Raw genomic sequence first — 25,351 nt, 5'->3', positions numbered from 1 at the left:
CAGCACCGACCATTCAGGAACCCACAGCATGAACCAGCAGATCCGCAACGTCGCCTTCGCGATGCCGCTGACGAATCCGGCTTTCCCGCCCGGCCCGTATCGCTTCATCAACCGCGAATATTTCATCATCCAGTACCGGACCGACCCGGAGGCGTTGCGCCGGATCGTGCCGGAGCCGCTGGAGCTGACCGAGCCTGTGGTGAATTACGAATTCATTCGCATGCCTGATTCCACCGGCTTCGGAGACTACACGGAAAGCGGCCAGATCATCCCGGTGTCGTTCCGCGGCCAGACCGGCAGCTTCGTCCACCAGATGTTCCTCAACGATCATCCGCCGATCGCCGGCGGCCGCGAGCTGTGGGGCTTTCCCAAGAAGCTGGCCCAGCCGAAGCTGGCCGTCGAGACCGATACCCTGGTCGGCACGCTCGACTACGGCTCGGTGCGCATCGCCACCGGCACCATGGGCTACAAGCATCGCGCCCTCGATCTTTCCACCGAAGCACGAAAGCTCATCGCTCCCAATTTTCTGTTGAAGATCATTCCGCATGTCGACGGCACCGCGCGCATTTGCGAACTGGTGCGCTTCCATCTCGAGGACGTGACGGTGAAGGGCGCATGGACGGGGCCCGCCGCGCTCGATCTCTTCTCCCACGCGCTCGCACCGGTCGCCGAGCTGCCGGTTCTTCAGGTGCTCTCGGCCAAGCATATCGTTGCCGATCTGACGCTCGGATTCGGCACCGTGGTGCACGACTATCTGGAGCGGTCCGCGGCGGCGCGATCGCGTGGAGCCGGATCTGAAATCCTGACCGAAACACACGCGGGCTGACCGAACAGGTCGCATTGCAAGGAGTAGTCACCATGTTCAACGTGACACGCGAACAAATCGATTCCGCACGACCGATCAATCCGCTGCCCTACGATGTCGTTGCGCTGGTGCTGCAGGGCGGCGGCGCGCTCGGGGCCTACCAGGCCGGCGTCTACGAAGGCTTGCACGAGGCCGGGATCCGGCCGAACTGGCTGGCCGGCATCTCGATCGGCGCGCTCAACGCCGCGATCATCGCGGGCTCCCCGGAAGACGAGCGCGTGGCACGGCTGCGCGAGTTCTGGGAGACGATCTGCGCAACCCCGGTGGAATGGCCTGCCGGCGAGGGACTGGCCGGTGCGCTACCGTTCGCGTTCGACTTCAACTCCCTGCACAACACGCTTGCCGCAATGCGCGCGCTGTTCCAAGGCCAGCCCGGCTTCTTCAGGCCGCGCTTCCCCTCGCCCCTGTGGTCGCCCTTCTCGGGCGACGCGTCGACCAGCTTCTATGACACGGCGCCGTTGCAACGGACGCTGGAACAGCTCGTCGATTTCGACCGGCTGAACTCGGGCGAAGTGCGTGTCAGCGTCGGCGCGGTCAACGTCCGCACCGGCAATCTCACCTATTTCGACACAGCCGAGCGGCGGCTCGGTCCGAAACACTTCATGGCTTCGGGCGCGCTGCCGCCCGGATTTCCCGCCGTCGAAATCGACTCCGAGCACTACTGGGATGGTGGCGTGGTCTCCAACACGCCTCTCTCTCGCGTCCTGTCGGGCGATGCGAAAGACACGCTGACGTTCCAGATCGATCTCTGGTCGGCGCGGGGCCGCGTGCCGCACGACATGATGGAGGTGTCGAGCCGGCAGAAGGACATTCAGTATTCCAGTCGTACCCGCGCCGTCACCGACCAGGCGCTACGGATGCAGGAGATGCGGCAGGCGCTGCAGCGGACGATCGACAGATTGCCGGACGCCGCAAGAAACGATCCCGAAATGCGCGCCATCGCCGAGCTCGCCCGTCACCGCTCCCACAACATCATCCACCTGATCTACCAGTCCAAGCTCCACGAAGGTCACTCCAAGGATTACGAGTTCGGACCGAAAGCGATGCGCGCGCACTGGCAAAGTGGACGGGACGACATCCGCCGCACGTTGGCCGACGGACGGCGCCTCGAGCCGCCGCCTTCCGAACTCGGCATCGTCACCTACGACATTCACCGCCGCGATTGACCTCGCCGGCAACCATCATCGAAAGGAGTTTTTCATGTTGAAAGGCAAAGTAGCGATCGTCACCGGATCGACCAGCGGCATTGGCCTCGGGATCGCAAGAGAGCTGACCAGGCTCGGCGCCGATATCGTCCTGAACGGTTTTGGAGATCCGGGAGAGATCGAGAAGATCCGCAGCGGCATCGAACACGAGGACGGCGTCCGCGTCGCGTATGACGGCGCCGACATGTCGGATGGCAATGCCGTGCGCGGAATGATCGCGGCAGCCATCGAGAACTTCGGACGGCTCGACATCCTCGTCAACAATGCCGGCATCCAGTTCACCGCACCGGTCGAGGAGTTTCCGCCCGCCAAGTGGAAGGCCATTCTCGACATCAACCTGTCGGCCGCATTTCACGGCATCGCTTCGGCCGTGCCCCAGATGAAAAAGCAGCGATGGGGTCGCATCGTCAACATCGCTTCCACGCATGGTCTCGTCGCATCCACCCACAAGGCAGCCTATGTCGCGGCCAAGCATGGCCTCGTCGGCCTCACCAAGGTGGTAGGCCTCGAAACCGCCGGCAGCGGCGTCACTTGCAACGCGGTCTGTCCCGGCTGGGTGCGCACGCCGCTCGTGGAGAAACAGATTAGCGACATCGCGGCGGAGAAAGGCATCAGCCAGAAGCAAGCGGCCGAAGAGCTTCTCTCCGAAAAACAGCCATCGCTGGACTTCGCCTCCCCTAAGCAGATCGGTGGCACCGTCGCCTTCTTGTGCTCGGCCGCGGCCGACCAGATCACGGGGACGACGATCTCCGTCGATGGCGGCTGGACCGCGCAATGAGCGCGTGACGAGCCTCTAACTCACCAAGCGATGACGGCCGCGCTCTCGCTGGCGGCGCGGCCTGCTCAACCAGGACCGGCCAGAGTCAACACCAACCAAGTGCCTCAACCTTGAAACAGGAGACCAACATGAATCTGCACAACACCTCATATCCCGTGTCATCGGGACCTGAAGAGCTCGTTCCGTCGCGCTACGCACTGAAGATCGGCGAGATCGACGTGCTGGTGGTCAGCGACGGCGTGCTGCCGCTGCCGACCAAGATGCTCGCGCACAACGCCGACCCGGCGGTGCGGGCGACCTGGCTGCACGACATGTTCCTGCCGCAGGACGCTTTCGACTGGGCGCTGAACGCCGTCATGGTTCGCAGCGGCGGCAAGACCATCCTCATCGACGCCGGACTGGGTTCGGATCCGAACCTGAACTTGCCGCGCGCCGGGCAGTTGATCAGGCGACTGGCGGCCGCCGGCATCGATCTTTCGGCGGTGACCGATCTGGTGCTGACTCATCTGCACATGGACCACATTGGCGGCCTGCTGGTCGAGGGGGTGAAGCAGCAGCTGCGCAAGGACCTGCGGATCCACGTCGCGGCCGCCGAGGTCAAGTTCTGGGAAAAGCCGGATTTCTCCCGCACTGCCATGCCGGAAGGCTTTCCGGACGCGCTTCGATCGACCGCCAAGCATTTCCTGAAGGAGTACGGCAGTCAGCTGAGGCTGTTCGATGACGAGCACGAGATTGCACCTGGCGTCATCGCCCGTCGCACCGGCGGTCACACCCCCGGACATAGCGTGGTTCGCATGGCGTCCGGCGATGATGCGCTGACATTCGCCGGCGACGCCGTGTTTGCCGTCGGGTTCGAGCAACCCGACTGGTTTAACGGGTTCGAACACGACCCCGAGGAGGCCGCGCGCGTTCGCATCCGTCTGTTGCGACAGCTTGCCGAGACCGGGGAAATGCTGGTGGCCACGCACCTGCCGTTCCCGTCCGTGGGCCGGGTGGCAGCCGACGGCGACGCCTTCCGTTGGGTGCCGGTGTTCTGGGACTACTGACCGCTTGCCGGGTTGGAGCTGAAGCAGGGCGCGGACTCGACAAGTCCGCGCCCTTGAAAATAGGATCAAACATCGACCCTCGCGGTTATCGCCCCGCTGAGACGGCTGGAACCGGTCGGCGGCGCCAGCCAGCATTGCGTCGCGTGCAGCGCAGGCGGCTCCTCGTCTGCGTTCGTGCGCGCGCGAGATCGAGCGAGGCGACATGGCGATCGCGGCATTCAGGATGATCACTCTCGTGGCGGTTGCCGCCATGATCGGCCCATCCGTGCAGGCCCGCGACGACGGTCGCTACGCGAACTCGCCCCTCAAGGGCTGGTTCGAGAGCCTGCGCAGCAAGGGCGGCGGTCCCTGCTGTGCCGATGCCGATGGCACGGCGCTGGACGATGTCGACTGGGACACCAGCAACGGACATTATCGCGTGAGACTCCTGGGCGACTGGATCGAGGTGCCCGACGACGCCGTGATCACCGAGCCAAACCGCGTCGGCCGCACCATGGTCTGGCCGTATTACGTCAACGGCCGCGCCATGATCCGCTGCTTCATGCCCGGCAGCATGATTTGAGGTCTCAACCTTCGTCCCGTCTCGGCGCAGCATGCGATGATGCGCCGTCAAACCGGCCGGCGCGGGCTCACTTGACCTGCTTGGCCGCGTGGATCTCGACGAACTCGGAGTCGGGATGGGCGACGATGGTGGCGAACATGATGCCGCTGATGATGAGCGACCAGGCGGTGTCCCAATAAATCCAAAACACGTGCCAGCCTCCGTTTCGATCTGCTCCGCCGCGGGATCAGGGTAACGGCAAGACGAGGCTGCCGTTCCCGGTGCGAGTGCAGCGCGGGCGAGATGCTATTTTGGTTTGGTCGGCGCGGAGTTGGGATCGGTTTGGCCGGTGTGGCGCTTTGCCACGACGTCCTCATCGCGCTCGCCCTGACGCGGGCGCGGCGGCGACTTGGGCTGGCCGGCCTGACCGCCATGCTTGCCGCCCATGTCGGGCTTACCTTCGAGATCGTTTTCACGGGGCATGCCGGTTCAATGCGCTCGCGCGGCATTGGTTCGGTTCGCCTGTGAACGAGTTCATAGGATCGCCGCGATTTGCAGTGCACGATCGCCAGGCCCGCTCCCCGGGAGCATTCTCTTCATATGACTGACGGATTCGGCCTGATGCGGAAACGACTCGTCGCCTGGACGATCCTGACCTGCGCGCTGCTCGCGGTCACCGTGTGGACCGTGCTCGGGCCGCCCCACACCCGGCCCGGGCTCCATCTGCCCTCGCGCACAGCGGCCATACGGTAGACCTCCACCGATACCATTTCGGCATCGATCGATCCCCATTGGAGTTTGGCGCGGCGGGGCGGCTGCCGCTATCCTCGCCGGCAAAACGACAAATGCCGCACCGGCATCCAGGAGGACCCCATGTTGAGATCGACCCGACGCATCAGATCCGGCGTACCCCGCGCCGCGATCGCCACCACGCTTGCTTTCCTCACTCTCATTTCTGGAGTCCGCGCCGGCATGGCCGAGACGTTCGCCTATGTCGGCAATGCCGACAGTAACGACATCAGCGTGTTCAAGATGGCCGAGAGCGGCGAGATGACGCCCGTGCAGACGGCCGGCTTCACCGGCGTCGAAAAGCCCGGCTCCTCGACGCCGCTCGCGATCACGCCCGACCATCGCGTGCTGATCGCCGGTGTCCGCTCGCAGCCGTTTCTCGCGGTGAGCTTTGCGATCGATCCGAAGACCGGCCAGCTCAGCCATATCGGCAACGGCCCGCTCGCCGACAGCATGGCCTACATCGCCATCGACCGCGGCGGCAAATTCCTGTTCAGCGCCTCCTATGGCGGCAACAAGGTCGCGCTGAATCCGCTGCTCGCCAACGGCGTCGCAGGCGAACCGAAGCAGGTGATCCCGACCGGGCTGAACGCGCACGCCTTCCTGCCCTCGCCCGACAACCGCTTCGCGTTCGCGACCAATCTCGGCTCCGACCAGATCCTGGCCTTCACGTTCGATGCCACGACCGGCACGCTCACGCCGAGCGATCCGCCGGCCCACAAGGTGCCGGAGAAATCGGGACCCCGGCATTTCGTGTTCCACCCCAACGGCAAGTTCGTCTATCTCCTGCACGAGCTAAACGGCGACGTCGCGGCGTTCGCCTATGAGGCCAAGGGCGGCGCATGGGACGAGATCCAGCGCACCAGCGCGCTGCCCGAAGGATTTACCGGAAAGCCCTGGGCAGCCGACATCCAAATCACCCCCGACGGCCGTTTCCTCTACGCCTCCGAGCGCACCACCAGCACGCTCACCGCCTACAAGGTCGATGCAACCACCGGCAAGCTGACCACCATCGGCAGCGTGCCGACCGAGAAGCAGCCACGCGGCTTCCATATCGATCCCGGCGGGCGCTACCTTGCCGCCGTGGGCGAGCTCTCCGACAGCATGACGGTCTATGCCATCGACCAGAGCAGCGGGGTGCTGACCAAGCTGAAATCCTACGCCACCGGCAAGAAGCCGAACTGGGTGGAGTTTTTGAGCCTGCCGTGAGCGGGCGCTGGTACCTCCTCGTCGTCATGGCCGGGCTTGTCCCGGCCATCCACGCCTAGCTACGCGGCACAAAGAACGTGGATGCCCGGACAAGCCCGGGCATGACGCGTTTGTTGGGCGGCCGACGAACCTCTTTGCTTGTGCGGCGACTAATTCAACGGGCGGCATCGCGCCGCCCGTGCTGCTGCGGCATTCTGATCCGGCCGGCCCTGACGTGCCCTTGGCTCGCAGCGATCGCTTCTGCTAACGATGAGGCCGTCAAGGCCCCAACCGGAATGACCCATGCGATCATTGCCTGCGCGTTCTGTTTCCAGACATCTCGTTGCGCTCGCCGGACTGCTGTTGCTGTCGGCCCAGCCCGCTGCCGCCGCCGATGACGACGCGCCCAAGGGGCCGGCGGTCACGGTGCTGAAGGTCGCAAAATCCTGTTTCTCCGACATCGTCGAGGGCACCGGCACCATCATCGCGCGCGAGGCAAGCTCGGTGCGGCCGGAGCGGCCCGGCCTGAAGGTGACAGAGGTGCTGGCGGAAGCCGGCGACACCACCACCGCAGGCCAGGTGCTGGCGCGGCTGGCACTGCCCGAGGGCGGCACGCTTCAGGTCACCGCCCCCGTGGCAGGCGTGATCGCGACGTCGACCGCGCAGATCGGCAACCTCGCCTCCGCCAAGGGCGAGGCGCTGTTCACGATCGTGGCGCGCAGCGAGTACGATCTCGTCGCCCTCGTCGCGACCAGCGATATGCGCAAGCTCGCGGTCAACCAGGTGGCGACCGTGCGCATCGCCGGCGCCGGCGATATCGACGGCAAGGTGCGCCGCATCGGCCCGACGGTCGAGCCGAACATCCAGCAGGGCATGGTCTATATCGGCATCTCCTCGCAGAAGCGGCTGTTGCTGAATGCGAGCGGGCGCGCACTGATCAAGTCGGGCCAGAGCTGCAACGTCGCGGTGCCGCTGACCTCGGTGCAGTATTCCTCCGCCGGCACCGTCGTGCAGGTGATCCGCCGCAACCGCGTCGAGACCAAGCGCGTCGAGGTCGGACTGATGTCGGGCGGCAATATCGAGATTCGCGACGGCCTCAACGAGGGCGATATCGTCGTCGCCCGCGCCGGCGCGCTGCTGCGCGAAGGAGATCCGGTGCGCACGGTGATGGCCACGGAAGCGGCGAAGTAGGATTGCTCGTGTCCCGGACGCGCTGCAGCGTGTGACGCTGCCGCGCAGAGCCGGACCCATCTCTCGTCCAAGCGATAAGCTTAAAAACTAGGCCCCGGCTCTGCGTCGCATCATTGCATGATGCGCCGCGTCCGGGGCACGAGACTTCGCAGAACCTAAGAAAAACTAGCCGCCGGCTTCGCCGAAATGGACGTCCTCGAGCAGCGAGGAGGAGACGGTCGGGACCTGGTCGCCTTCGCTGGCGCGGGAGATGGCAAGGCGGGTCTTGTTGAAGACGCTCTCGGCGCTGCCCTGCGTATTGAGGTTGTTGAGGAACTCGCTGACCAGCACGCTGTGCTCGCCCTTGCCGTCGTCGACGACCTTGCCCGGCGAAGCCGAGGAGAGGATCAGCGCATTGTCCGTCGCGCTGATCGGCGCGAGGCCGTGGCTGTAGGAGCGGAAGCGGCGCTCATAGGGATTGCGGCGGGAGGCGTCGACCACGACGAGCTTGGCCTTGGCGCCCTGCTCCTTCATCATGTCGAGCACGCCCTCGATGGAGACGCCGTGACGGCGGACGTCGCTTTCCTTCCAGATCACGGCATCGACCGGCAGCATGTAGCTCTCGCGGCCGGCCTGCACGCCGTAGCCGCCGAAGAACAGCATGACGACGGTGTCGGGCTTGATCCGGGACTTCAGGCGATTGACGGCGCGGACCATGTCGTCCTTGGTCGCGTCTTCCACCATGTCGACGTCAAAACCGTTCTTGCGCAGCGACGAGGACAGCGCGCGGGCGTCGTTGATCGACTGCGTCAGCGGCGCGCTGGCGTCGGGGTAATGTCCATTGCCGATGACGAGGGCGAGACGCGAGGCTTGGCCGATCGAGCCGGTGACCTGGTCGGTCGAGACGGCCTTGGCGGCATCGAGCGCCCGCATGTTGAGGGCAGCATGGGCGCCGATCACGAGCGAGACCGTGCCGATGAGGGCTGCGGCCACCGCGATCGTGCGTCGGGAAATGTCGAGCTGCGTTACATTCATCTCGCGTCATTCCTGTCAGTGCCAAAGACCAGCCAAACACGCGCACACTGTTTGAGTAGCGCGATAGCGTCTTTGGGTTTGAGGGATTGGCCGGGGGTGTGCCCCCGAATTGCGCGCAATTTGCGGCGCCGCACCAAACAAAGCCTTAACCGGATATCGCCTCCCCCGCAATAGATCGCCGAAAATTTGAGCTAAGTCTCTGGAAACATGAGCTAATTTTTACTGCCCAATGTGTGATTTTTTTGCGTCCCCGTAGCCTTCCGGAGCCTGATTATGCAGGCTTCGTGCCGGCTTTTTCTGTGACCCTCATCACATTTGTATTTCCTGCGAATCCGGGTAGCTTTTCAACGACTTGCAGGGGGTGGCGCGCGGCTGGGAGCGCGCCGGCCGGCCCCCCGGCCAATTCCCGCGACCAGGTTATTTCATGAGCTTTCAATATTTTGCCGGCGCCGCCTGCCGGGCGCTGACGGCGCGGAAGGACGGCCCCTCGCTTTACGACGTCTGCGATCCCGTACTGTCTGTTGCGGCCAGCGGCGATCCGCATCTGCCTAAGTTCTACAAGACCGCGCTCGGCAATCCCGCATTGCGGGTGCTGCTCCGCCGGGCCGGGCTGCCCGAGCTGCGCGACGAAGGCAAACTGGCCCGGCTGCGCCAGGCCCTAGTGCGCGCCCGCGACGAGGCCGAGCCCAATTGGGCGGCGGTCGGCCAGCCCGTCGCCGATCTCGTCGACAGCATCGCGCTGGATCATCCCAAGCCGCCGCCGGCCATGTTCACCGGCGCCATGCCGCAACAATCGCAGATCGACGGCGTGATCCGCGACTGCGCGCAGCATCTGCTGGGCTCGTACCGCAAAAATGGCTTTCTGCCGACCTACGCCGCGTTCAACCTGATCGGCGATCCCGATTTCCGCGGCCGAGAGCTGACCATGGCGCTCACGGGTCTCAACGCGCGCGGCTACAAGAACTCCTCGCTGCTGTTCAACCTCGCCCGTGTCTTCATCGCGCGATCTCCGGCGCGCGCAGTCGTCAATCCGCCCTGGCGAGGGGTTGCCGAACCGATGTGGGAGCCGGTGCAGATCCGCCACCGCTCGGCCTATTACGACGCGTTCTTCATCGAGGCGCTGTTGAGCTACGTTGAGACCGGTCTCGCCTCGCTCTCCGACAAGATGGCGGCGGAGCGCGCGGTTGCCGATATGGTCGATTTCTGCGTCAACATCAGCCGCGAAGAGGTCGAGGGCATCGACGGGGCGCGGTTCAACGTCATCACCGCGCTCGCGCCGGCACCGCATCCGCGCTTCTCACGCTACTTCGCCCAGATCAAGCAGGACCTCGGCTTCGGCGTCTACGTGCCGGATTGCGACACCACGGCGTGCTCGATCTCCGCGGCGACGCAGGCCGGCTGCACCGATCCGATCCTCGACCAGCCGCTGCTGGATTTCTATGCCGGCTATCAGGTGCGCGCCGGCGTCAACGAGCCGCGCGTGACCGTGCCGATCAACGACAATATCGATTACGAGGGCGGGGTTGCGACCTGGATCGACAATCTCAAGGGCGAGCGGCCCTATGGCAATGATCTCGATCCGACGCTCAATCTCGACATTCTCGAGGTCAGCTTTCGCAACCTCGCGCGCTGGAAAGTATTGGAGACGCCGGCGCGGCTCGCCACCGTGCATCGCATCCTCGGCTTCCAGAAGCGGCTGGCGGCGAGCGGCGCCTTCGCCAATCCGCGCTCGCATATCTACTATTTGCCTGAGCTTTACAGCGCCTATTTCGGTCGCTGCTATGCTGCCTTCCTGGCGCTGCCGCTGGCGGCGCAGGCGATCATCGATCCCGACGGCGATTTCGATTTCATCCGCCACCGCGTGCTCTCCTACGTCAAGGGCGAGTTGATGGCCGCCGAAATGAACGTGTTCGACGCAGCGCTCGCCCTGATCGCGCTCGGCCATCTCGGCGCCGACCCGCGCGCCTTTGCGCCGGCGCTGAACGTGATCGTCGCGAGCGTCGGCGAAGGCGGCCGCCGCGGCCCGTTCCGCGCCTATGAGTGGAACAAGATGAAGACGCCGACGCGGATCCTGGTGGGCGGTCCGGAGGTCACGTCGGCGTTCGTGCTGATGGCGCTGGCGGTGGCCGAGCGGGCGATGGCGCGGGGATGAGGTCGCGCAGGGTGGGTTAGCGAAGCGTAACCCACCACTTCTGCCGCCGTGGAGACGAAAGAGGTGGGTTACGCCTTCGGCTAACCCACCCCTACTAAACTTCGCCCGATGACAGGAAGTTGAAAGCCCAATTGCCAGGCATATGCTGGCCGAGCGGACAAAAGCCGACCACAATTGCGAGGTCTATCGCAGTTTTCATCACACGCGGGCCGGCATGTTGCGAAAACCCCTGATTGCGCTGTCATTGCTTGGCTTCTCCTTGTCCGGCTTGCCATCGCCGGCGCGGGCCGCCGACATCACCGGCACAGCGAAGGTCCGCGCCGGCGACGCGGTGGTGATCGGCAACACGCGGATCAGGCTCGGCGGCATCGACGCCCCCGCGGTCGACCAGCTCTGCCTCAACAACAAGGGCGAGCGCTGGACCTGCGGCATCGCGGCCCGCGACGAGCTCGCCAAATACGCCGACGGCAAGACCTGGGTCTGCCATGCGCGGTCGATCGACCGGCGCGGCCGCACCGTGGCGCGCTGCGACGTCGGCGGCGAGGATATCCAGAAATGGCTGGTGCGCGCAGGCTGGGCGCTGGCCTACACCCGCGTCTCGCGCGACTACGAAGCCGATGATGCCGCCGCGCGGGAGGCAAAAGCCGGCATGTGGCAAGGCGCCTTCATCGCGCCCTGGGACTGGCGCGAGCGCAACAAGAAGACCACCATCCTCGGCGCCACCAAGCCGCCCGATGGCGCACATGCGATCCTGCTCGCTTCGGCTTCGGGCCCGGTCGCGCCCTCGCCGGACTGCACCATCAAGGGCAACGTCAACAGCGCCGGCGAGTGCATCTATCACCGGCCGACCAGCCGCTGGTATGCGCAGATCAAGATGAAGATCAGCAAGGGCACGCGCTGGTTCTGCTCGGTGGAGGAAGCCGAGGATGCGGGCTGCCGCGAGACTAAGAGATAACCCACGTCAGACCTGCGTTTTCCGGCCTTTTCTTGCACCGCGGCGCCGCGTAAAAGTGTGAATCAGCGACCCACCATCCTATTCTCAGGCAACAAGGACCAACAGCAATGACCGTTCGCGCGGGCCGGGAATTTCTGGCCATCCCCGGGCCCACCAATATGCCCGACGAGGTGCTGCGGGCGATGCATCGTCCGGCGATCGACATCTACTCCAAACAGATGACCGATCTGACCGAGAGCCTGCTCAGTGACATCTCGAAACTGTTTGCCACCAAGGGCAAGTCCTACATCTACATCGCCAACGGTCACGGCGCCTGGGAAGCAGCATTGAGCAACGTGCTGTCGCGCGGCGACAAGGTGCTGGTGCTCGAAAGCGGACGGTTCGCGATCGGCTGGGGCCATGCCGCGGCGCTGATGGGTGCCGAGGTCGAGGTGCTCAAGGGCGACTGGCGCCGCGCGGTGCGGCCGCACGAGGTCGAGGAGCGCCTGCGCCGCGACAAGGAGCACACCATCAAGGCCGTCGTCGTCGTCCAGGTCGACACCGCCTCAGGCGTGCAGAACGACATCGAGGCGATCGGCAAGGCGATCAAGGCCAGCGGCCATCCGGCGCTGTACATGGTCGACACTGTGGCCTCGCTCGGCTGCATGCCGTTCGAGATGGACAAATGGGGCATCGACGTCGCGATGTCGGGCTCGCAAAAGGGCCTGATGACGCCGCCCGGCCTCGGCTTCGTCGCGGCCAACGCGCGCGCGCGCGAGGTGCAGAAGACCGCCAACATGAGCACGCCCTATTGGAGCTGGAGCGAGCGCGAGGGCAGCGAGCACTATCGCAAATATGCCGGCACCGCGCCGGTGCATCTGCTGTTCGCGCTGCGCCAGGCCATTGACCTGCTGCACGAGGAAGGACTGGAGAACGCCTTCCGACGTCACAGCCTGCTCGGCGAGGCCGCACGCCGCGCGGTCGGCGCGTGGTCGGAAGGCCAGGTGCTCGGCTTCAACGTCGCCGAAGCCAGCGAACGCTCCAACACCGTGACCACGGTGACCATGAGCAACGGCCACGATCCGGCAATCCTGCAACGCTATTGCAAGGAGAAGTGCGGCGTCGTGCTCGGCACCGGCATCGGCGATCTCTCGGGACAAGCCTTCCGCATCGCCCATATGGGCCACGTCAACGCCCCGATGCTGCTCGGCACGTTGGGCGTGATCGAGATCGGGCTGAACGCGCTGAAGATCCCGCACGGCAAAGGCGGGCTCGAAGCGGCGGTTGCCTATCTCGGCGAAGAGGTGGCGGTGTAAGCCTCTTTTTTCCTTCTCCCCTTGTGGGAGAAGGTGGCGCGAAGCGCCGGATGAGGGGTTGTCTCCGCAATCGCAACTGCCGGACTCGCGGATAGATACCCCTCACCCGTCTCGCCGCTAACGCGGCGAGCCACCCTCTCCCACAAGGGGAGAGGGGAAGTCAGCGCGGGAACCGATACGCCGCGACCTGCGCCTTCAACGCGTCCAGCGAGGCAAGTGGCGCCGTCGGATCGACCCGATACTCCCCACGCGCCAGCCACGACAGCACCTTCGCATCGATCACCGGCGAATGGTGGATGACGTCGCCGTAATTGTCGAGGTCGTGCGTCACGTCCTTGATCGCCCGGAAATCGTACAGATGCACATTGGGAAGCTGCGTCAGGCGCTGCGCAATGACGGCCGTGAGGTCCGTGACGATTTTCAGCGTCGCAGGCGAAGCGTCGCGCATCGCGACGAATTGCAGGATCGAATAGGGCGGGAAGTAGATGTCGAAGGTCACGTCCGGATGGCGCGCGATCAGGCCGACGGCGTCACGCTCGAAATGCCGGACCATCGCGTCGTAACGATAGCCTTCGCCGAGAAAACGGCTGCGCACGGGATCGGTGATATAGGCGAAAGCCGCGAGCGTCCTTTTCGCATTATAGGCGCGCGCGACGTCGATATCGCGCGGCAACGCATAAATGTCGTCGACGTCTTCAAGCGCAAACTTGACGGGCAGAAAAGGCGCCGCCCGGGTCAGCGGCTCCCGCAGCGGCGGAACCGACCGCAGCAATGCGAACAGGGATTCCTTCGCCATCGCCGCACTGAACAGATAGGACGCGATCCCCTTTGCCGTCCCGCGATAGAGATCGGCAGCGAGATAAGGATCGGTCTCGATGTCGGCAGCATCGACAAAGATAAAGTCGTCCATCGCCCAGATCACGCGCTTCGCGCCGCGGTCGATGGCCTGCTCGAGCACAAAGCCCTGCTGACACGAATTGGAGCCGGTCATCGCCAGCTTGAGCGAGTGCACGCCGAGGGCATGGTCGATGTCGCTCTGGCGGAAATGGATCGCGAGCGAGGTGCCCATGAACGCGGTATCGAACGACTGGCTGCGGATCAGCCCGGCATTCTGCACGCGCGTGTCATCGGAATAGAACGGCGCGACGAGACGCGAAGGCCGAAACAGTTGCAGGGGATCGATGACATAGGTGAGCGCAGCCGCGCCCAGCACGCACGCGATGCTCGCGAGGAGAAGACGCCCTGGATTTGTGAACGCGCCGCGCATCAGAACCGGAAATAGATGAATTCGCTGTGGCTCTGGATACCCAAAATCCCGAACGCAAGCACCAGCGACGCACCATAGAGGACCAGCGGCCGCATCCGTCCGGACATCAGGCCGTCGCCGACCCTGCGATTGGCGTGGTCGTACCCCATGAGTCCTTGCGTGTTCGGCGCCAGCCACACCAGCGCGGCATAGATCGTGACCATCACCGACGCCGCAATCTCCTCGCGGCCGAACACGATGTTGGAGGGATCGGCCATCGCATTCACAATCCGCATTGCCCAATCGACCCGTTCGGCACGGAAGAAGACCCAGGCGACAACGACGGCGAGGAATGTCAGCACGGCTCCGGCGACACGCGTCGGGTGCGCGAGCCACTTCGGAACATTCGGCACCAGCGCGTTGAAAGCGTGATTGATACAGAGATAGGCGCCATGCAGGGCGCCCCAAATGACAAAAGTCCAGGCCGCGCCATGCCAGAGCCCGCCGAGCAGCATCGTGAGCAGCAAGTTGATGTAGCGCAGCACGCGCCCGCGCCTGTTGCCCCCGAGCGGGATGTAGAGATAGTCGCGCAGGAAGTGCGACAGCGTCATGTGCCAGCGGCGCCAGAACTCGACGATGCTGGTGGCCTTGTAGGGCGAGTTGAAATTGACCGGCAGGAAGATGCCGAACATCAGCGATATCCCGATCGCCATGTCGGAATAGCCGGAAAAGTCGAAATAGAGCTGGAACGTGTAGGCGAGTGCACCGAGCCAGGCCTGATCAAAACTCGGCGCGCGCGCATCGAAGGCGAGCGCGACCAGCGGCTGGATGCCGTCGGCAAGGCAGGTCTTCTTGAACAGGCCGATTGCGAAGATGATGAGGCCGCACAGGATCAGATGCGCATGCGGATGCTTGGTTTCCTCCCGCTCGAATTGCGGGATCATGTCCTTGTGGTGAAGGATTGGCCCCGCGATCAGATGCGGAAAGTAGGTCACGAACAGCGCATAGTGTGGCAGCGCGTAGGCCGCGACCTGCCCGCGCCAGGCGTCAACCAGGAACGCGATCTGGGTGAACGTGTAGAAGGAGATGCCGACCGGCAGCAGGATGTGGACCGCAAAGTGCGTGCCGGCCAGCGCGTTGACGTTCTCGGTGACGAAGCCGGCATATTTGAAGATGCCAAGTACGAGAAGATCGCCGGCGACGCCGAGGGCCAGTGCCACCTTTCGTTGCGACGAAGTAAGCTTGGCCACGATGAGGAGGTGGCCTATGCCGTAGTTGAAGGCGATCGATAGCAGCAACAGGGCCACGAACTGCCAGTTGCCAATGGCATAGAAGGTGAGCGAGGCCGCCGCCAGCCAGATCACCGGGGCCAGATTGCTGCGCCGCCCGAGCCAGAAATAGCCAGCCAGCGCGGCCGGCAGGAACAGCAGGATGAACGGGTAGGAATTGAACAACATCAGGCTGGACCGGCGGCAGGACTAAAGACCCGGCCCCTAAAGCATACAAGCGGCCCGTCAACAACCCGGCGACGACGCCCGCAGCGACGCTGGCAATTCACGGAAGCGGGACGATATAAGGTGAAACACGCATCTGAATGAGGATCGAGTGACACAAGCCAAAACACCTTCCCTGCCCCCCCTCGCGCCGCGCCGGCCGCATTCCTTCACGCGACACGGGATCACCGTGACGGATGAATATGCCTGGTTGAAGGACGAGAAATGGCAGGAGGTGCTGCGCGACCCCGCGGTGCTCGATCCCGACATCCGCAAATATCTCGACGCAGAAAATGGCTACACCGAGAGCCTGCTCGGCCATACCGCGGCGCTCCAGAAAACGCTGGTGCGCGAGATGCGGGGGCGGATCAAGGAGGACGATTCCAGCGTGCCGTCGCCGGATGGTCCTTTCGCCTATTTCCGCAAATTCCGCGAGGGCGGTCAGCACGAGCTGTTCGGCCGTATGCCGCGCGACGGCGGCGAGGGCCACATCGTGCTCGACGGCGATGCGCTCGCCAAGGACCATGAATACTTCAAGTTCGGCGGCAGCCGGCACTCGAACGACCACAGGCTGCAGGCCTGGAGCGCCGACACCAAGGGCTCGGAGTATTTCTCCATCCGCGTGCGCGACTGGGCGACCGGCAAGGACCTCGACGACGTCGTCGAGGAGACCGACGGCGGCGTGGTCTGGAGCAAGGATGCGACGTCGTTCTTCTACGTGAAGCTCGACGACAACCACCGCCCGATGCAGGTGTGGCGGCATAAGCTCGGCACTGGGCAAGCCGACGACACGCTGGTCTACGAGGAGCAGGATTCCGGCTGGTTCACCCATCTGCAAGAGAGCACCAGTGGCCGCTTCTGCGTGATCGCGGGCGGCGACCACGAGACCTGCGAGCAGCGGCTGATCGACCTCGCCCACCCCGACGCACCGCCGCGCCTGGTCGCGGCACGCAAGGAAGGCGTGCAATATTCGCTGGCCGACCGTGGCGACGAACTCTTCATCCTAACCAACGCCGACCATGCCATCGACTTCAAGATCGTCACCGCGCCGCTCGCCTCACCCGAGCGCAAGAACTGGCGCGATCTGATCCCGTATCGCCCGGGCATCTACATCATCGACCTCGATCTCTATGCCGGCCACATGGTGCGGCTGGAGCGCGCCAACGCGCTGCCGTCCATCGTGATCCGCGACCTCGCCTCGAACGAGGAGCACGCGATCGCGTTCGACGAAGCGGCCTATTCGCTGGATACGATGGGCTCCTACGAATTCGAGACGACCAATTTGCGCTTCGCCTATTCGTCGATGACGACGCCGTCGGAAGTCTACGATTACGACATGGTCAAGCGCACGCGCACCCTTCGCAAGCGGCAGGAGATCCCGTCCGGCCACAATGCGAGCGACTACGTCACCACCCGCATCATGGCGAAAGCGCATGACGGCGCCGAGGTGCCGGTCTCGATCCTCCATCGCCGCGGACTCACGCTCGACGGCGCGGCGCCGCTGCTGCTCTACGGCTACGGCTCCTACGGCATGGCGATGCCGGCTTCGTTCAGCGCCAACCGCCTGTCGCTGGTCGACCGTGGCTTCGTCTATGCCATCGCCCATATCCGCGGCGGCGCCGACAAGGGCTGGGGCTGGTACCTCGACGGCAAGCGCGAGAAGAAGACCAATTCGTTCGACGATTTTGCCGCCAGCGCACGCGCGCTGATCGATGCGAAGTACACCAGTGCAAAGCGCATTGTCGGCCACGGCGGTTCGGCCGGCGGCATGCTGATGGGCGCGGTGGCGAACCGCGCCGGCGAATTGTTCGCCGGCGTCGTCGCCGAAGTGCCGTTCGTCGACGTGCTCAACACGATGCTCGACGACACGCTGCCGCTGACGCCGCCGGAATGGCCGGAATGGGGCAACCCGATCGAGAGCGAGAAGGATTTCCGCACCATCCTGTCCTATTCGCCCTACGACAATGTCGCGGCGAAAGACTATCCCGCGATCCTGGCGATGGGCGGGTTGACCGATCCGCGCGTCACCTATTGGGAGCCCGCCAAATGGATCGCGCGCCTGCGCGCGACCATGAGCGGCGGCGGCCCGGTCCTGCTCCGCACCAACATGGGCGCCGGCCACGGCGGCGCATCGGGACGCTTCAACCGGCTCGATGAAGTCGCGATCGTCTATGCGTTCGCGCTGTGGGCGGCGGGGATGGCGGAGGCGTGACTTCGTAGCCCGGATGGAGCGCAGCGAAATCCGGGATTAGTGCAGACGACATCACAGCCCCGGATTGCGCTGCGCTCCATCCGGGCTACGGCCTCGAGAGAGGCGAAGCCTCACACGGCCCCATGCGCCTCCACATACAGCGCATACACCGAGTGGCTGCTTGCCATATACAGGCGATTGTTCTTCGGCCCGCCGAAGCAGAGATTGGCGCAGCGTTCGGGCAGCTTGATGAAGGCGAGCGGCTTGCCCTCTGCGTTGAACACCATCACGCCGTCGAGATCCTCCGACTTGGCCTTGAGCTGATAAACCTTGCGGCCGGCGATGTCGGTCGGCTCGGATTGCAGCGCACCGTTGGAGCCCCAGCCGCACCAGAGATTGCCGTCGCGGTCGACGCGAAAACCGTCGAGCGAGGCCTGGTCAGCCGCGTCGATCAGCTTGGTCTTGCCGCTGAGCGAACCGTCGTCACCGACACTATAGCTCCAGATGCTGCGGTTGGGCGTACCTTTCCACTCGACCACGTAGAGCTTCTTCTCGTCAGGCGAAAAGGCGAGGCCGTTCGGATTGACGAGGTCGGTCAGCATAGCGCTGAGCTTGCCGTCCTTAGCGATGCGGTAGACGTTGGTGGTGGCTTGCTCGGCCTTTTCCTTCTTGCCCTCCCACTCGCCGTTGATGCCGAACAGCGGGTCGGTGAACCAGATGCTGTCGTCGGACTTCACCACGATGTCGTTCGGCGCGTTCAGCCGCTTGCCCTCGAACTTCTCGGCCAGCACGGTGATCTTGCCGTCCTTCTCGGTGCGGGTGATGCGGCGGGTCACCGAGTGCTCGCAGCTGACGAGGCGACCCTGGCGGTCGCGCGCGTTGCCGTTGGCGTAGTTCGCGTTGGCGCGGAACACGCTGGTCTGCCCGGTCTTCTCGTCGAACTTCATGATCCGGTTGTTGGGAATGTCCGAGAACAGCAGATAGCCGCCTTCGGGAAAATAGGCGGGGCCTTCCGCCCAGCGCATGCCGGTTGCGACCTGCTCGAGCGTCGAGGAATAGAGCCGGTACTTTCCAAAACTGGGATCGAGGATTTGAACGGCGGGATCGGGGTAGCGCTGGTTCGGCGCGAACGGAAACGACTGGGCACCGGCGGCGTGGGCGAGGAGCGCGGAGGTGGCCGCAGCGCCGGCGCCGGCCAAGAGGTTGCGTCGCGTGAAATTCATGGAGTCCTCCCTGGGTGATTTAAGGCCGGCGCTTGCTGCGGCCGGCCTGTTTCTTGATATGCTTGGTGTCGGCGCGCGGCCTTTACCTTCCGTTCGCCTTCCGCCATGCGGCGAAGTCGGTCAGCGTCTGTGGGTCCGTTGCCGGATAGAGACCGAAAATGCCGCGGCCCTTGTTGACTTCCTCGGTGACGAAGTCCTCGAACGCGGTCATCTCGAAGGTCTCGTTGGCGATCTCCTCAGCGAGATGCGCAGGGATCACGATCACGCCGTCCCTGTCGCCGAGAATGACGTCGCCGGGAAACACCGGCGCATCCCCGCAGCCGATCGGCACGTTGATCTCGATGGCGTGATGCAGCGTCAGATTGGTCGGCGCGGTTGGGCGGTGGTGGTAGGCGGGGATACCGAGCTTGGCGATCTCGGCCGAGTCGCGAAAACCGCCATCGGTGACGACCCCGGCGACGCCGCGCTTCATCAAGCGCGTGACCAGGATTGCACCGGCGGACGCGGCGCGCGCGTCCTTGCGGCTGTCCATCACCAGCACGTGGCCCGCCGGGCAATCCTCGACTGCCTTGCGCTGCGGATGGGAGCGGTCCTTGAAAACCTCGATGGTGTTGAGATCCTCGCGCGCCGGCATATAACGCAGCGTGAAGGCTTCACCGACCATGGTCGGCTGGTCGGCACTGAGCGGGTGCACATCCTGGATCATCTGGATGCGCAGGCCCCGCTTGAACAACGCGGTTGCGACGGTGGCGGTGGAGACGGATTTGAGCTTGTTGCGGGTGGCCTCGGCAAGTTTGGTCATGTCACGCTCTCTAGTAAATCGAGGGCTCGCCGATCGGCGCGCCGAAATCGGTCTCGAGGAAGTCGAAGTCGCAGCCGTCATTGGCCTGCTTGATGTGCTTGGTGAACATCCAGCCATAGCCGCGCTCGAAGCGGCGCTCGGGCTGCTTCCAGGCGGCGCGACGCTTGTCGAGCTCGGCTTCCGACACGTCGAGATTGATGGTGCGGGTGGCGACGTCGAGCGTGATGCGGTCGCCGTTCCGCACCAGCGCGAGCGGTCCGCCGACATAGGATTCGGGGGCGACGTGCAGAATGCAGGCGCCGTAGCTGGTGCCGCTCATGCGCGCATCCGAGATTCGCACCATGTCGCGCACGCCCTGCTTCACGAGTTTTGTCGGGATCGGCAGCATGCCCCATTCCGGCATGCCCGGCCCGCCCTGCGGCCCGGCGTTGCGAAGGATGAGGATGTGGTCTTCGGTGACGTCGAGATCGGGATCGTCGACCGCCTTCTTCATCGAAGGGTAGTCGTCGAACACCAGCGCCGGCCCGGTGTGCTTGAGGAAGCGCGGCGCGCAGGCCGACGGCTTGATGACGCAGCCGTCGGGTGCGAGATTGCCCTTGAGCACCGCGAGGGCGCCTTCCTTGTAGATGGGATTGTCGATCGAGCGGATCACATCGTCATTGTGGACCTCGGCATGCGCGATATTCTCGCCCAGCGTCAGGCCGGTGACGGTGATGCAGTCGAGATGCAGATGCGGCTTGATCTGCCCCATCAGCGCCGGCAGGCCGCCGGCATAGAAGAAGTCCTCCATCAGATAGGCATCGCCGCTCGGCCGCACATTGGCGATGACGGGCACCTTGCGGCTCGCAATCTCGAAATCGTCGAGGCCGATGTCGAGACCGGCGCGGCGGGCCTGCGCGATCAGATGGATGATGGCGTTGGTCGAACAGCCCATCGCCATCGCCACTGCAATCGCGTTCTCGAACGCCTTGCGGGTCTGGATTGTCTTCGGCGTCAGATCTTCCCAGACCATCTCGACGATACGGCGCCCGCATTCCGAGGCCATGCGGATATGGTTGGCATCAGCGGCGGGAATCGAGGACGCGCCCGGCAGCGTCATGCCGATCGCCTCTGCAATCGCGGTCATGGTGGAAGCCGTGCCCATGGTCATGCAGGTGCCGTAGCTGCGCGCAATGCCGGCCTCGATGTCGAGCCAGTCCTTGTCGGAGATTTTTCCGGCGCGCCGCTCGTCCCAGTATTTCCAGCCGTCCGAGCCCGAGCCGAGCGTCTTGCCCTTCCAATTGCCGCGCAGCATCGGACCTGCCGGCAGATAGATCGCCGGGATGTTCATCGAGGTCGCACCCAGCAGCAGCGCCGGCGTGGTCTTGTCGCAGCCGCCCATCAGCACCACGCCGTCGACGGGATGGCTGCGCAACAGCTCCTCGGCGTCCATCGCCAGCAGATTGCGATAGAGCATGGTGGTCGGCTTGAGCAGCGATTCCGACAGCGACAGTGCCGGCAGCTCCAGCGGCAGGCCGCCGGCCATCAGGATGCCGCGCTTGACGTCGTCAACGCGCGACTTGAAGTGCATGTGGCAGGGCTGCGCGTCCGACCAGGTGTTGAGGATCGCGATGATCGGGCGGTCCTTCCACTCCTCCGGCGCGTAGCCCATCTGCATGGTGCGGGAGCGATGGCCGAACGAGCGGAGATCGTCGGGTGCGAACCAGCGCGCGCTGCGGAGCTGGTCGGGCGTTAGTTTCTTCTTGGTCATGATTGGGTGCCCCATTTCTGCACGGTGTTCCGCTCGATGGCGCGGAAGATCAGGTTTTCGACAAAAAGCCCGATGATGATCACCGTCAAGAGGCCGGCGAAGACCGCAGGTATGTCGAGCAGGTTGCGGTTTTCGAAGATGAACCAGCCGAGCCCGCCCTGCCCCGACGACACGCCGAACACCAGCTCGGCCGCGATCAGCGTGCGCCAGGCAAAGGCCCAGCCGATCTTGAGGCCGGTCAGGATCGAGCCGAACGCGGCGGGGATGAGGATTTTCGCCACGTACGGCAATCCCCGAAGGCCGTAATTGCGGCCGACCATGCGCAGCGTGTTGGACACGCTCTTGAAGCCCGAATGGGTGTTGAGCGCGACCGGCCACAGCACCGAATGGATCAGCACAAACACCAGACTGCCGTTGCCGAGACCGAACCAGATCAAAGCGAGCGGCAACAGCGCGATCGCCGGCAGCGGATTGAACATCGCCGTGACCGTCTCAAGGAAATCGGTGCCGATGCGGGTGGAGATCGCGAGCACGGTGAAGATCGCGGCGAGCGCGATGCCGGCTGAATAGCCCATGAACAGCACTTTTAGCGAAGCCCAGGCCCGCATGGGAATCGTGCCGTCCTTGACGCGATCGTAGAGCGTGAGGATCGTGTCGTGCAGCGTCGGAAACAGCAGGGGATTGTCGAGGGCGAGGCCGTAGGCCTCCCAGACCGCCGCGAGGAACAGGATGATGACGGTCTTGCGGACAAAGCCGTCGTTCCACAACAGCTCGGGCACGCTCAGCTTGCGCTCGACCTCGGCTGCGCTGCCGACGACCGGCGCGTCACGCAGCATTATTCTCGCTTCGCCCATGAGAGGCTCCCTCAATGCGCCGTTGCTTCGGAGGCGAACAGGAGATCGTGAATCTCCTTCTCCAGCCGGCCGGCACTGCCATCGTCATTGGAGACCTTGTCGACGTCGACCACCTCGGCCTTGACGCGGCCGGGATGCGGCGACAACAGCAGGATGCGGTTGCCGATGCGGATCGCTTCCGCGATCGAGTGGGTCACGAACAGCACGGTGAATTTGGTCTCGCTCCAGAGCTGGAGCAGCTCGTCCTGGCAGGTTCGCCGCGTCAGCGCGTCGAGCGCGGCGAACGGCTCGTCCATCAGTAGGATGTCGGGCTCCATTGCCATGCCGCGCGCGATCGCGACGCGCTGCTTCATGCCGCCGGAGAGCGTGTGCGGATAAGCGTCGACCACGCGGGTGAGGCCCACTTTCTCGATATAGGCCCGCGCCCGCGCATCGGCATCCTTGCGCGACAATTTTCGCGCGGTCAGCAGCGGAAACATCACGTTGGCCAGCACGCTTTTCCAAGGCAGCAGCTGGTCGAACTCTTGGAAGATCATCATGCGATCGGCGCCGGGACCGCGAATCTCGCGGTCGTTGATGGTCATGCGGCCTTCGCTCGGCGCCATGTAGCCGCCGACGGCCTTGAGCAGGGTCGACTTGCCGCAGCCGGACGGCCCGAGCAGCACGAAGCGGTCGGACCTGTCGACTGTGAAGCTGACCCGTTCGGTCGCCGTGACGACGGCGCTGGAGGTCTTGTAGCGCAGCGTCACGGAGCTGACGTCGAGCAGCGCCATCAGTTGCCCTTCAGATCGTGGGCGACGGGCAGATAATAATCAGTCCAGGCCTTGGGCTGAGTCTTCAGCGTGCCGGTCTTGAACAGATGGGCGGCGAATTTCATCGTGCCCTGCGGTTCGAGATTCCACTCCATCATGCCGGGCTCCTGGAGGAGATCGAGCAGCTCTTCCACCGAGGTCTTGTCGCCGGTGATCTCCTTGTAGATCTCGACCGCCTGTCTGGTGTCGCTGCGGATCAGATCCTGAGCTTCCTTGGTCGCATCGCGCACGGCCTGGATGATTTTCGGGTTGGCATCAGCGAACTTCGTGGTGGTGAAGAACTGCGCCTGGCTGAGCGGGCCGCCCATCACGTCAGGCGACGACAGCACGACATGCGCGCCCGGCACGTTCTTCAGCTCGAGGAAGGTGAACGGCGGAATCGAAAAATGGGTGTGCACCTCGTGCTTGGCGTTGGACAGCGCCGCATAGGCGTCGGGATGACCGAGCTGCACCGTGTTGACGTCCAGCTTCGACCATTGGTCGGGACCAAAGGCTTCGGCGGCGGCGATCTGGAGCACGATGGCCTGGGTCGAGACTTTTACGGTCGGCACGGCGATCTTGTCGTTGGGGCCGAAATCCTTGATCGACTTGATGTTGGCGTCGCGGCTGATCAGCGTCATCGGCTGCGCCGAGGTCGCGACGATGCCCTTGACGCCGCCGCGGGTGCGGTCCCACAGCAGCAGCAGATTGCCGGTGCCGGTGTTGAGGATGTCGACCCCGCCCGCGAGCAGCGCATCGGTCTGCGCACCGCCGCCGGAGAAGGTGACCCATTTGGTGGTGACGCCGGCCACCCCGAGCTGAGCGGCGTGCTTCTCGATCAGCTTCTGCTTTTCCATGATGTGGCTCGGCATGTAGAAAATGCCGGGCTGGCGAGACAGCGAGATCTCGGACTTCTGCTGCGCCTTTGCTGGCGAAGCCGTCAGCGCCGCTGCGGCGATCAGGGCGACGGCCGTGAGGCCACACTGAAATTGCTTGATCATTGTTGTTCGTTTCCTCCGGCCGCCATTGACGAGCGATCTTGCTAATGCACTAATGCATTAGTGTATCAAAGGCAAGCTGGCCGGAGCGCTTCGCATGGAACCAGCCGAACCCGCGCCCCGCGTAGCCCCCCGCCCCGGCGCGCGGCTCGACCGGGCCCGGCAGGCCGCACCGCAAGTATTCGAGCGGCTGCGCAATGCCATTCTCGCGCTCGAATTGCCGCCGGGCTCGCCGCTGTCGCGCACGGATCTCGCCGCACAATTCGGCGTCAGCTCGACGCCGATCCGCGACGCCTTGATGCGGCTCGAGGAAGAAGGGCTGGTCGACGTGTTTCCGCAGCACGCCACCGTCGTCAGCCGCGTCGACGTCGGTCGGGCCGAGCAGGCCCATTTCCTGCGCCAGGCGCTGGAGCTCGAAATCGTCCGGCTGCTCGCGCAGCAGCACGGCGAAGCCCTGGTCATACGCCTCGACCACACGATCGCGCTCCAGCAGCAATTCGCCAAGGCCGGAGACTTCGAGAGCTTCATCGCTGGCGACAATGATTTTCACGCGCAGCTTTATGCCGCGGCCGGCAAGCAGGAACTCTGGACGCTGGTGCGCAGCCGTAGCGGACATATCGACCGGCTGCGCCGGATGCATCTGCCCTCACCCGGCAAGGCCCAGAACATCGTCCGCCACCACAAGCTGATCACGCGCGCGATCGAGGCCGGCGACGCCGATGCTGCGCAACAGCATCTGCGCAAGCACCTGTCGGGCACGTTGAGCGAGCTCGACACGATCCGAAGCCACTATCCGGAATATTTGACCGACTAGGCATATGGCGCGCGGTTGTCGCGAGCGCTTGTGCACGTCACCGTGCATAAATTGACGCAACCGAGTTCGCCTTTTGCGAGCAATCTTGGGATCGATGGCGAAGTGCTTGCAGGCCAGATGCAATCCGCGCAACAATTTCAGAGTTGATGGTTTGATTTGCGGTCGCTGGG

The 25,351-nt window shown here is 64.4% G+C and carries 24 protein-coding genes; 13 read left to right on the top strand and 11 right to left on the bottom strand.

Annotation, left to right across the window (positions count from 1 at the left end; genetic code table 11):
• Nucleotides 1–28: 28 nt before the first annotated feature.
• The 5 genes from IVA93_RS01285 to IVA93_RS01265 all read left to right on the top strand — a co-directional run bounded on the left by IVA93_RS01285 (nucleotide 29) and on the right by IVA93_RS01265 (nucleotide 4,456).
• Nucleotides 29–826 carry an acetoacetate decarboxylase gene (locus IVA93_RS01285; RefSeq protein WP_247789631.1) on the top strand — a complete coding sequence of 266 codons (798 nt, stop codon included), beginning with the start codon at nucleotides 29–31 and terminating at the stop codon, nucleotides 824–826.
• Nucleotides 827–858: 32 nt separating this feature from the next.
• On the top strand, nucleotides 859–2,031 hold the full coding sequence (locus tag IVA93_RS01280) for a patatin-like phospholipase family protein (protein WP_018456608.1): 1,173 nt from the start codon (nucleotides 859–861) through the stop codon (nucleotides 2,029–2,031).
• Between the two features lie 34 nt (nucleotides 2,032–2,065).
• Nucleotides 2,066–2,848, top strand: a complete 783-nt coding sequence (locus tag IVA93_RS01275) for a 3-hydroxybutyrate dehydrogenase (RefSeq protein WP_018456609.1) — start codon at nucleotides 2,066–2,068, stop codon at nucleotides 2,846–2,848.
• A 128-nt stretch (nucleotides 2,849–2,976) separates the two neighbouring features.
• Nucleotides 2,977–3,894: an MBL fold metallo-hydrolase gene (locus tag IVA93_RS01270; protein ID WP_018456610.1), complete on the top strand. Its 918-nt coding sequence runs from the start codon at nucleotides 2,977–2,979 to the stop codon at nucleotides 3,892–3,894.
• 202 nt (nucleotides 3,895–4,096) lie between these two features.
• Nucleotides 4,097–4,456, top strand: a complete 360-nt coding sequence (locus IVA93_RS01265) for a hypothetical protein (protein WP_018456611.1) — start codon at nucleotides 4,097–4,099, stop codon at nucleotides 4,454–4,456.
• A 67-nt stretch (nucleotides 4,457–4,523) separates the two neighbouring features.
• Here the strand turns inward: IVA93_RS01265 and IVA93_RS40725 are convergent, their stop codons facing one another.
• Both IVA93_RS40725 and IVA93_RS01260 read right to left on the bottom strand, forming a co-directional pair.
• The gene (locus IVA93_RS40725; RefSeq protein WP_018456612.1) at nucleotides 4,524–4,646 is read right to left on the bottom strand and encodes a hypothetical protein; all 123 of its coding nucleotides are present in this window, start codon (nucleotides 4,644–4,646) and stop codon (nucleotides 4,524–4,526) included.
• A 95-nt stretch (nucleotides 4,647–4,741) separates the two neighbouring features.
• Nucleotides 4,742–4,918, bottom strand: coding sequence for a hypothetical protein (locus tag IVA93_RS01260; RefSeq protein WP_157642977.1), 177 nt, complete (start codon nucleotides 4,916–4,918; stop codon nucleotides 4,742–4,744).
• Nucleotides 4,919–5,035: 117 nt separating this feature from the next.
• Here IVA93_RS01260 and IVA93_RS01255 point away from each other — a divergent pair, with 117 nt between their 5' ends.
• The 3 genes from IVA93_RS01255 to IVA93_RS01245 all read left to right on the top strand — a co-directional run bounded on the left by IVA93_RS01255 (nucleotide 5,036) and on the right by IVA93_RS01245 (nucleotide 7,603).
• Nucleotides 5,036–5,188 (top strand): hypothetical protein, encoded by a 153-nt coding sequence (locus IVA93_RS01255; protein WP_018456614.1) that lies wholly within the window; start codon nucleotides 5,036–5,038, stop codon nucleotides 5,186–5,188.
• Between the two features lie 120 nt (nucleotides 5,189–5,308).
• Nucleotides 5,309–6,433, top strand: coding sequence for a lactonase family protein (locus IVA93_RS01250; RefSeq protein WP_026233209.1), 1,125 nt, complete (start codon nucleotides 5,309–5,311; stop codon nucleotides 6,431–6,433).
• Nucleotides 6,434–6,715: 282 nt separating this feature from the next.
• On the top strand, nucleotides 6,716–7,603 hold the full coding sequence (locus IVA93_RS01245; protein WP_026233210.1) for an efflux RND transporter periplasmic adaptor subunit: 888 nt from the start codon (nucleotides 6,716–6,718) through the stop codon (nucleotides 7,601–7,603).
• Between the two features lie 165 nt (nucleotides 7,604–7,768).
• On the opposite strand, the gene IVA93_RS01240 is transcribed toward IVA93_RS01245, so the two are convergent.
• A complete protein-coding gene (locus IVA93_RS01240; protein ID WP_018456617.1) occupies nucleotides 7,769–8,617 on the bottom strand; it encodes a caspase family protein in 849 nt (282 codons plus the stop codon).
• Nucleotides 8,618–9,041: 424 nt separating this feature from the next.
• Between IVA93_RS01240 and IVA93_RS01235 the strand changes: the two genes are divergently transcribed.
• From IVA93_RS01235 to IVA93_RS01225, 3 genes are all read left to right on the top strand, one after another.
• Complete coding sequence (locus IVA93_RS01235) at nucleotides 9,042–10,769, top strand: hypothetical protein (RefSeq protein WP_247298153.1); 1,728 nt, start codon at nucleotides 9,042–9,044, stop codon at nucleotides 10,767–10,769.
• A gap of 214 nt (nucleotides 10,770–10,983) precedes the next feature.
• Nucleotides 10,984–11,724: a thermonuclease family protein gene (locus IVA93_RS01230; RefSeq protein ID WP_026233211.1), complete on the top strand. Its 741-nt coding sequence runs from the start codon at nucleotides 10,984–10,986 to the stop codon at nucleotides 11,722–11,724.
• Between the two features lie 107 nt (nucleotides 11,725–11,831).
• Entirely contained in the window at nucleotides 11,832–13,019 is a 1,188-nt protein-coding gene (locus IVA93_RS01225) for a pyridoxal-phosphate-dependent aminotransferase family protein (protein WP_018456620.1), read from the top strand.
• Between the two features lie 160 nt (nucleotides 13,020–13,179).
• Here IVA93_RS01225 and IVA93_RS01220 read toward each other — a convergent pair whose 3' ends face one another.
• A complete protein-coding gene (locus tag IVA93_RS01220; protein WP_018456621.1) occupies nucleotides 13,180–14,286 on the bottom strand; it encodes a hypothetical protein in 1,107 nt (368 codons plus the stop codon).
• Nucleotides 14,286–15,722 (bottom strand): MBOAT family O-acyltransferase, encoded by a 1,437-nt coding sequence (locus tag IVA93_RS01215; protein WP_018456622.1) that lies wholly within the window; start codon nucleotides 15,720–15,722, stop codon nucleotides 14,286–14,288. The genes IVA93_RS01220 and IVA93_RS01215 overlap by 1 nt, the downstream gene beginning before the upstream one ends.
• A 148-nt stretch (nucleotides 15,723–15,870) precedes the next feature.
• On the opposite strand from IVA93_RS01215, the gene IVA93_RS01210 reads away from it, so the two are divergent.
• Complete coding sequence (locus IVA93_RS01210; RefSeq protein WP_247453400.1) at nucleotides 15,871–17,970, top strand: S9 family peptidase; 2,100 nt, start codon at nucleotides 15,871–15,873, stop codon at nucleotides 17,968–17,970.
• A 110-nt stretch (nucleotides 17,971–18,080) separates the two neighbouring features.
• Here IVA93_RS01210 and IVA93_RS01205 read toward each other — a convergent pair whose 3' ends face one another.
• The 6 genes from IVA93_RS01205 to IVA93_RS01180 form a co-directional block, all read right to left on the bottom strand.
• A complete protein-coding gene (locus tag IVA93_RS01205; RefSeq protein ID WP_018456624.1) occupies nucleotides 18,081–19,172 on the bottom strand; it encodes an SMP-30/gluconolactonase/LRE family protein in 1,092 nt (363 codons plus the stop codon).
• 82 nt (nucleotides 19,173–19,254) lie between these two features.
• A complete protein-coding gene (locus tag IVA93_RS01200; protein ID WP_247789629.1) occupies nucleotides 19,255–19,974 on the bottom strand; it encodes a ribonuclease activity regulator RraA in 720 nt (239 codons plus the stop codon).
• A gap of 10 nt (nucleotides 19,975–19,984) precedes the next feature.
• Nucleotides 19,985–21,724, bottom strand: coding sequence for an L-arabinonate dehydratase (araD, locus tag IVA93_RS01195; RefSeq protein WP_018456626.1), 1,740 nt, complete (start codon nucleotides 21,722–21,724; stop codon nucleotides 19,985–19,987).
• Nucleotides 21,721–22,578, bottom strand: coding sequence for an ABC transporter permease (locus tag IVA93_RS01190; RefSeq protein ID WP_085348860.1), 858 nt, complete (start codon nucleotides 22,576–22,578; stop codon nucleotides 21,721–21,723). Before IVA93_RS01190 ends, araD begins: the two co-directional genes overlap by 4 nt.
• 11 nt (nucleotides 22,579–22,589) lie before the next feature.
• Nucleotides 22,590–23,351 (bottom strand): ABC transporter ATP-binding protein, encoded by a 762-nt coding sequence (locus IVA93_RS01185; protein WP_018456628.1) that lies wholly within the window; start codon nucleotides 23,349–23,351, stop codon nucleotides 22,590–22,592.
• Complete coding sequence (locus IVA93_RS01180; RefSeq protein ID WP_018456629.1) at nucleotides 23,351–24,370, bottom strand: ABC transporter substrate-binding protein; 1,020 nt, start codon at nucleotides 24,368–24,370, stop codon at nucleotides 23,351–23,353. Before IVA93_RS01180 ends, IVA93_RS01185 begins: the two co-directional genes overlap by 1 nt.
• A 94-nt stretch (nucleotides 24,371–24,464) precedes the next feature.
• On the opposite strand from IVA93_RS01180, the gene IVA93_RS01175 reads away from it, so the two are divergent.
• Complete coding sequence (locus IVA93_RS01175) at nucleotides 24,465–25,181, top strand: GntR family transcriptional regulator (protein WP_018456630.1); 717 nt, start codon at nucleotides 24,465–24,467, stop codon at nucleotides 25,179–25,181.
• The last annotated feature ends 170 nt before the right edge of the window (nucleotides 25,182–25,351 follow it).

This window comes from Bradyrhizobium sp. 155, from assembly GCF_023101105.1.
Taxonomy (GTDB): Bacteria; Pseudomonadota; Alphaproteobacteria; order Rhizobiales; family Xanthobacteraceae; genus Bradyrhizobium; species Bradyrhizobium canariense_D.
This window is presented reverse-complemented; position numbering and strand designations above follow the sequence as displayed.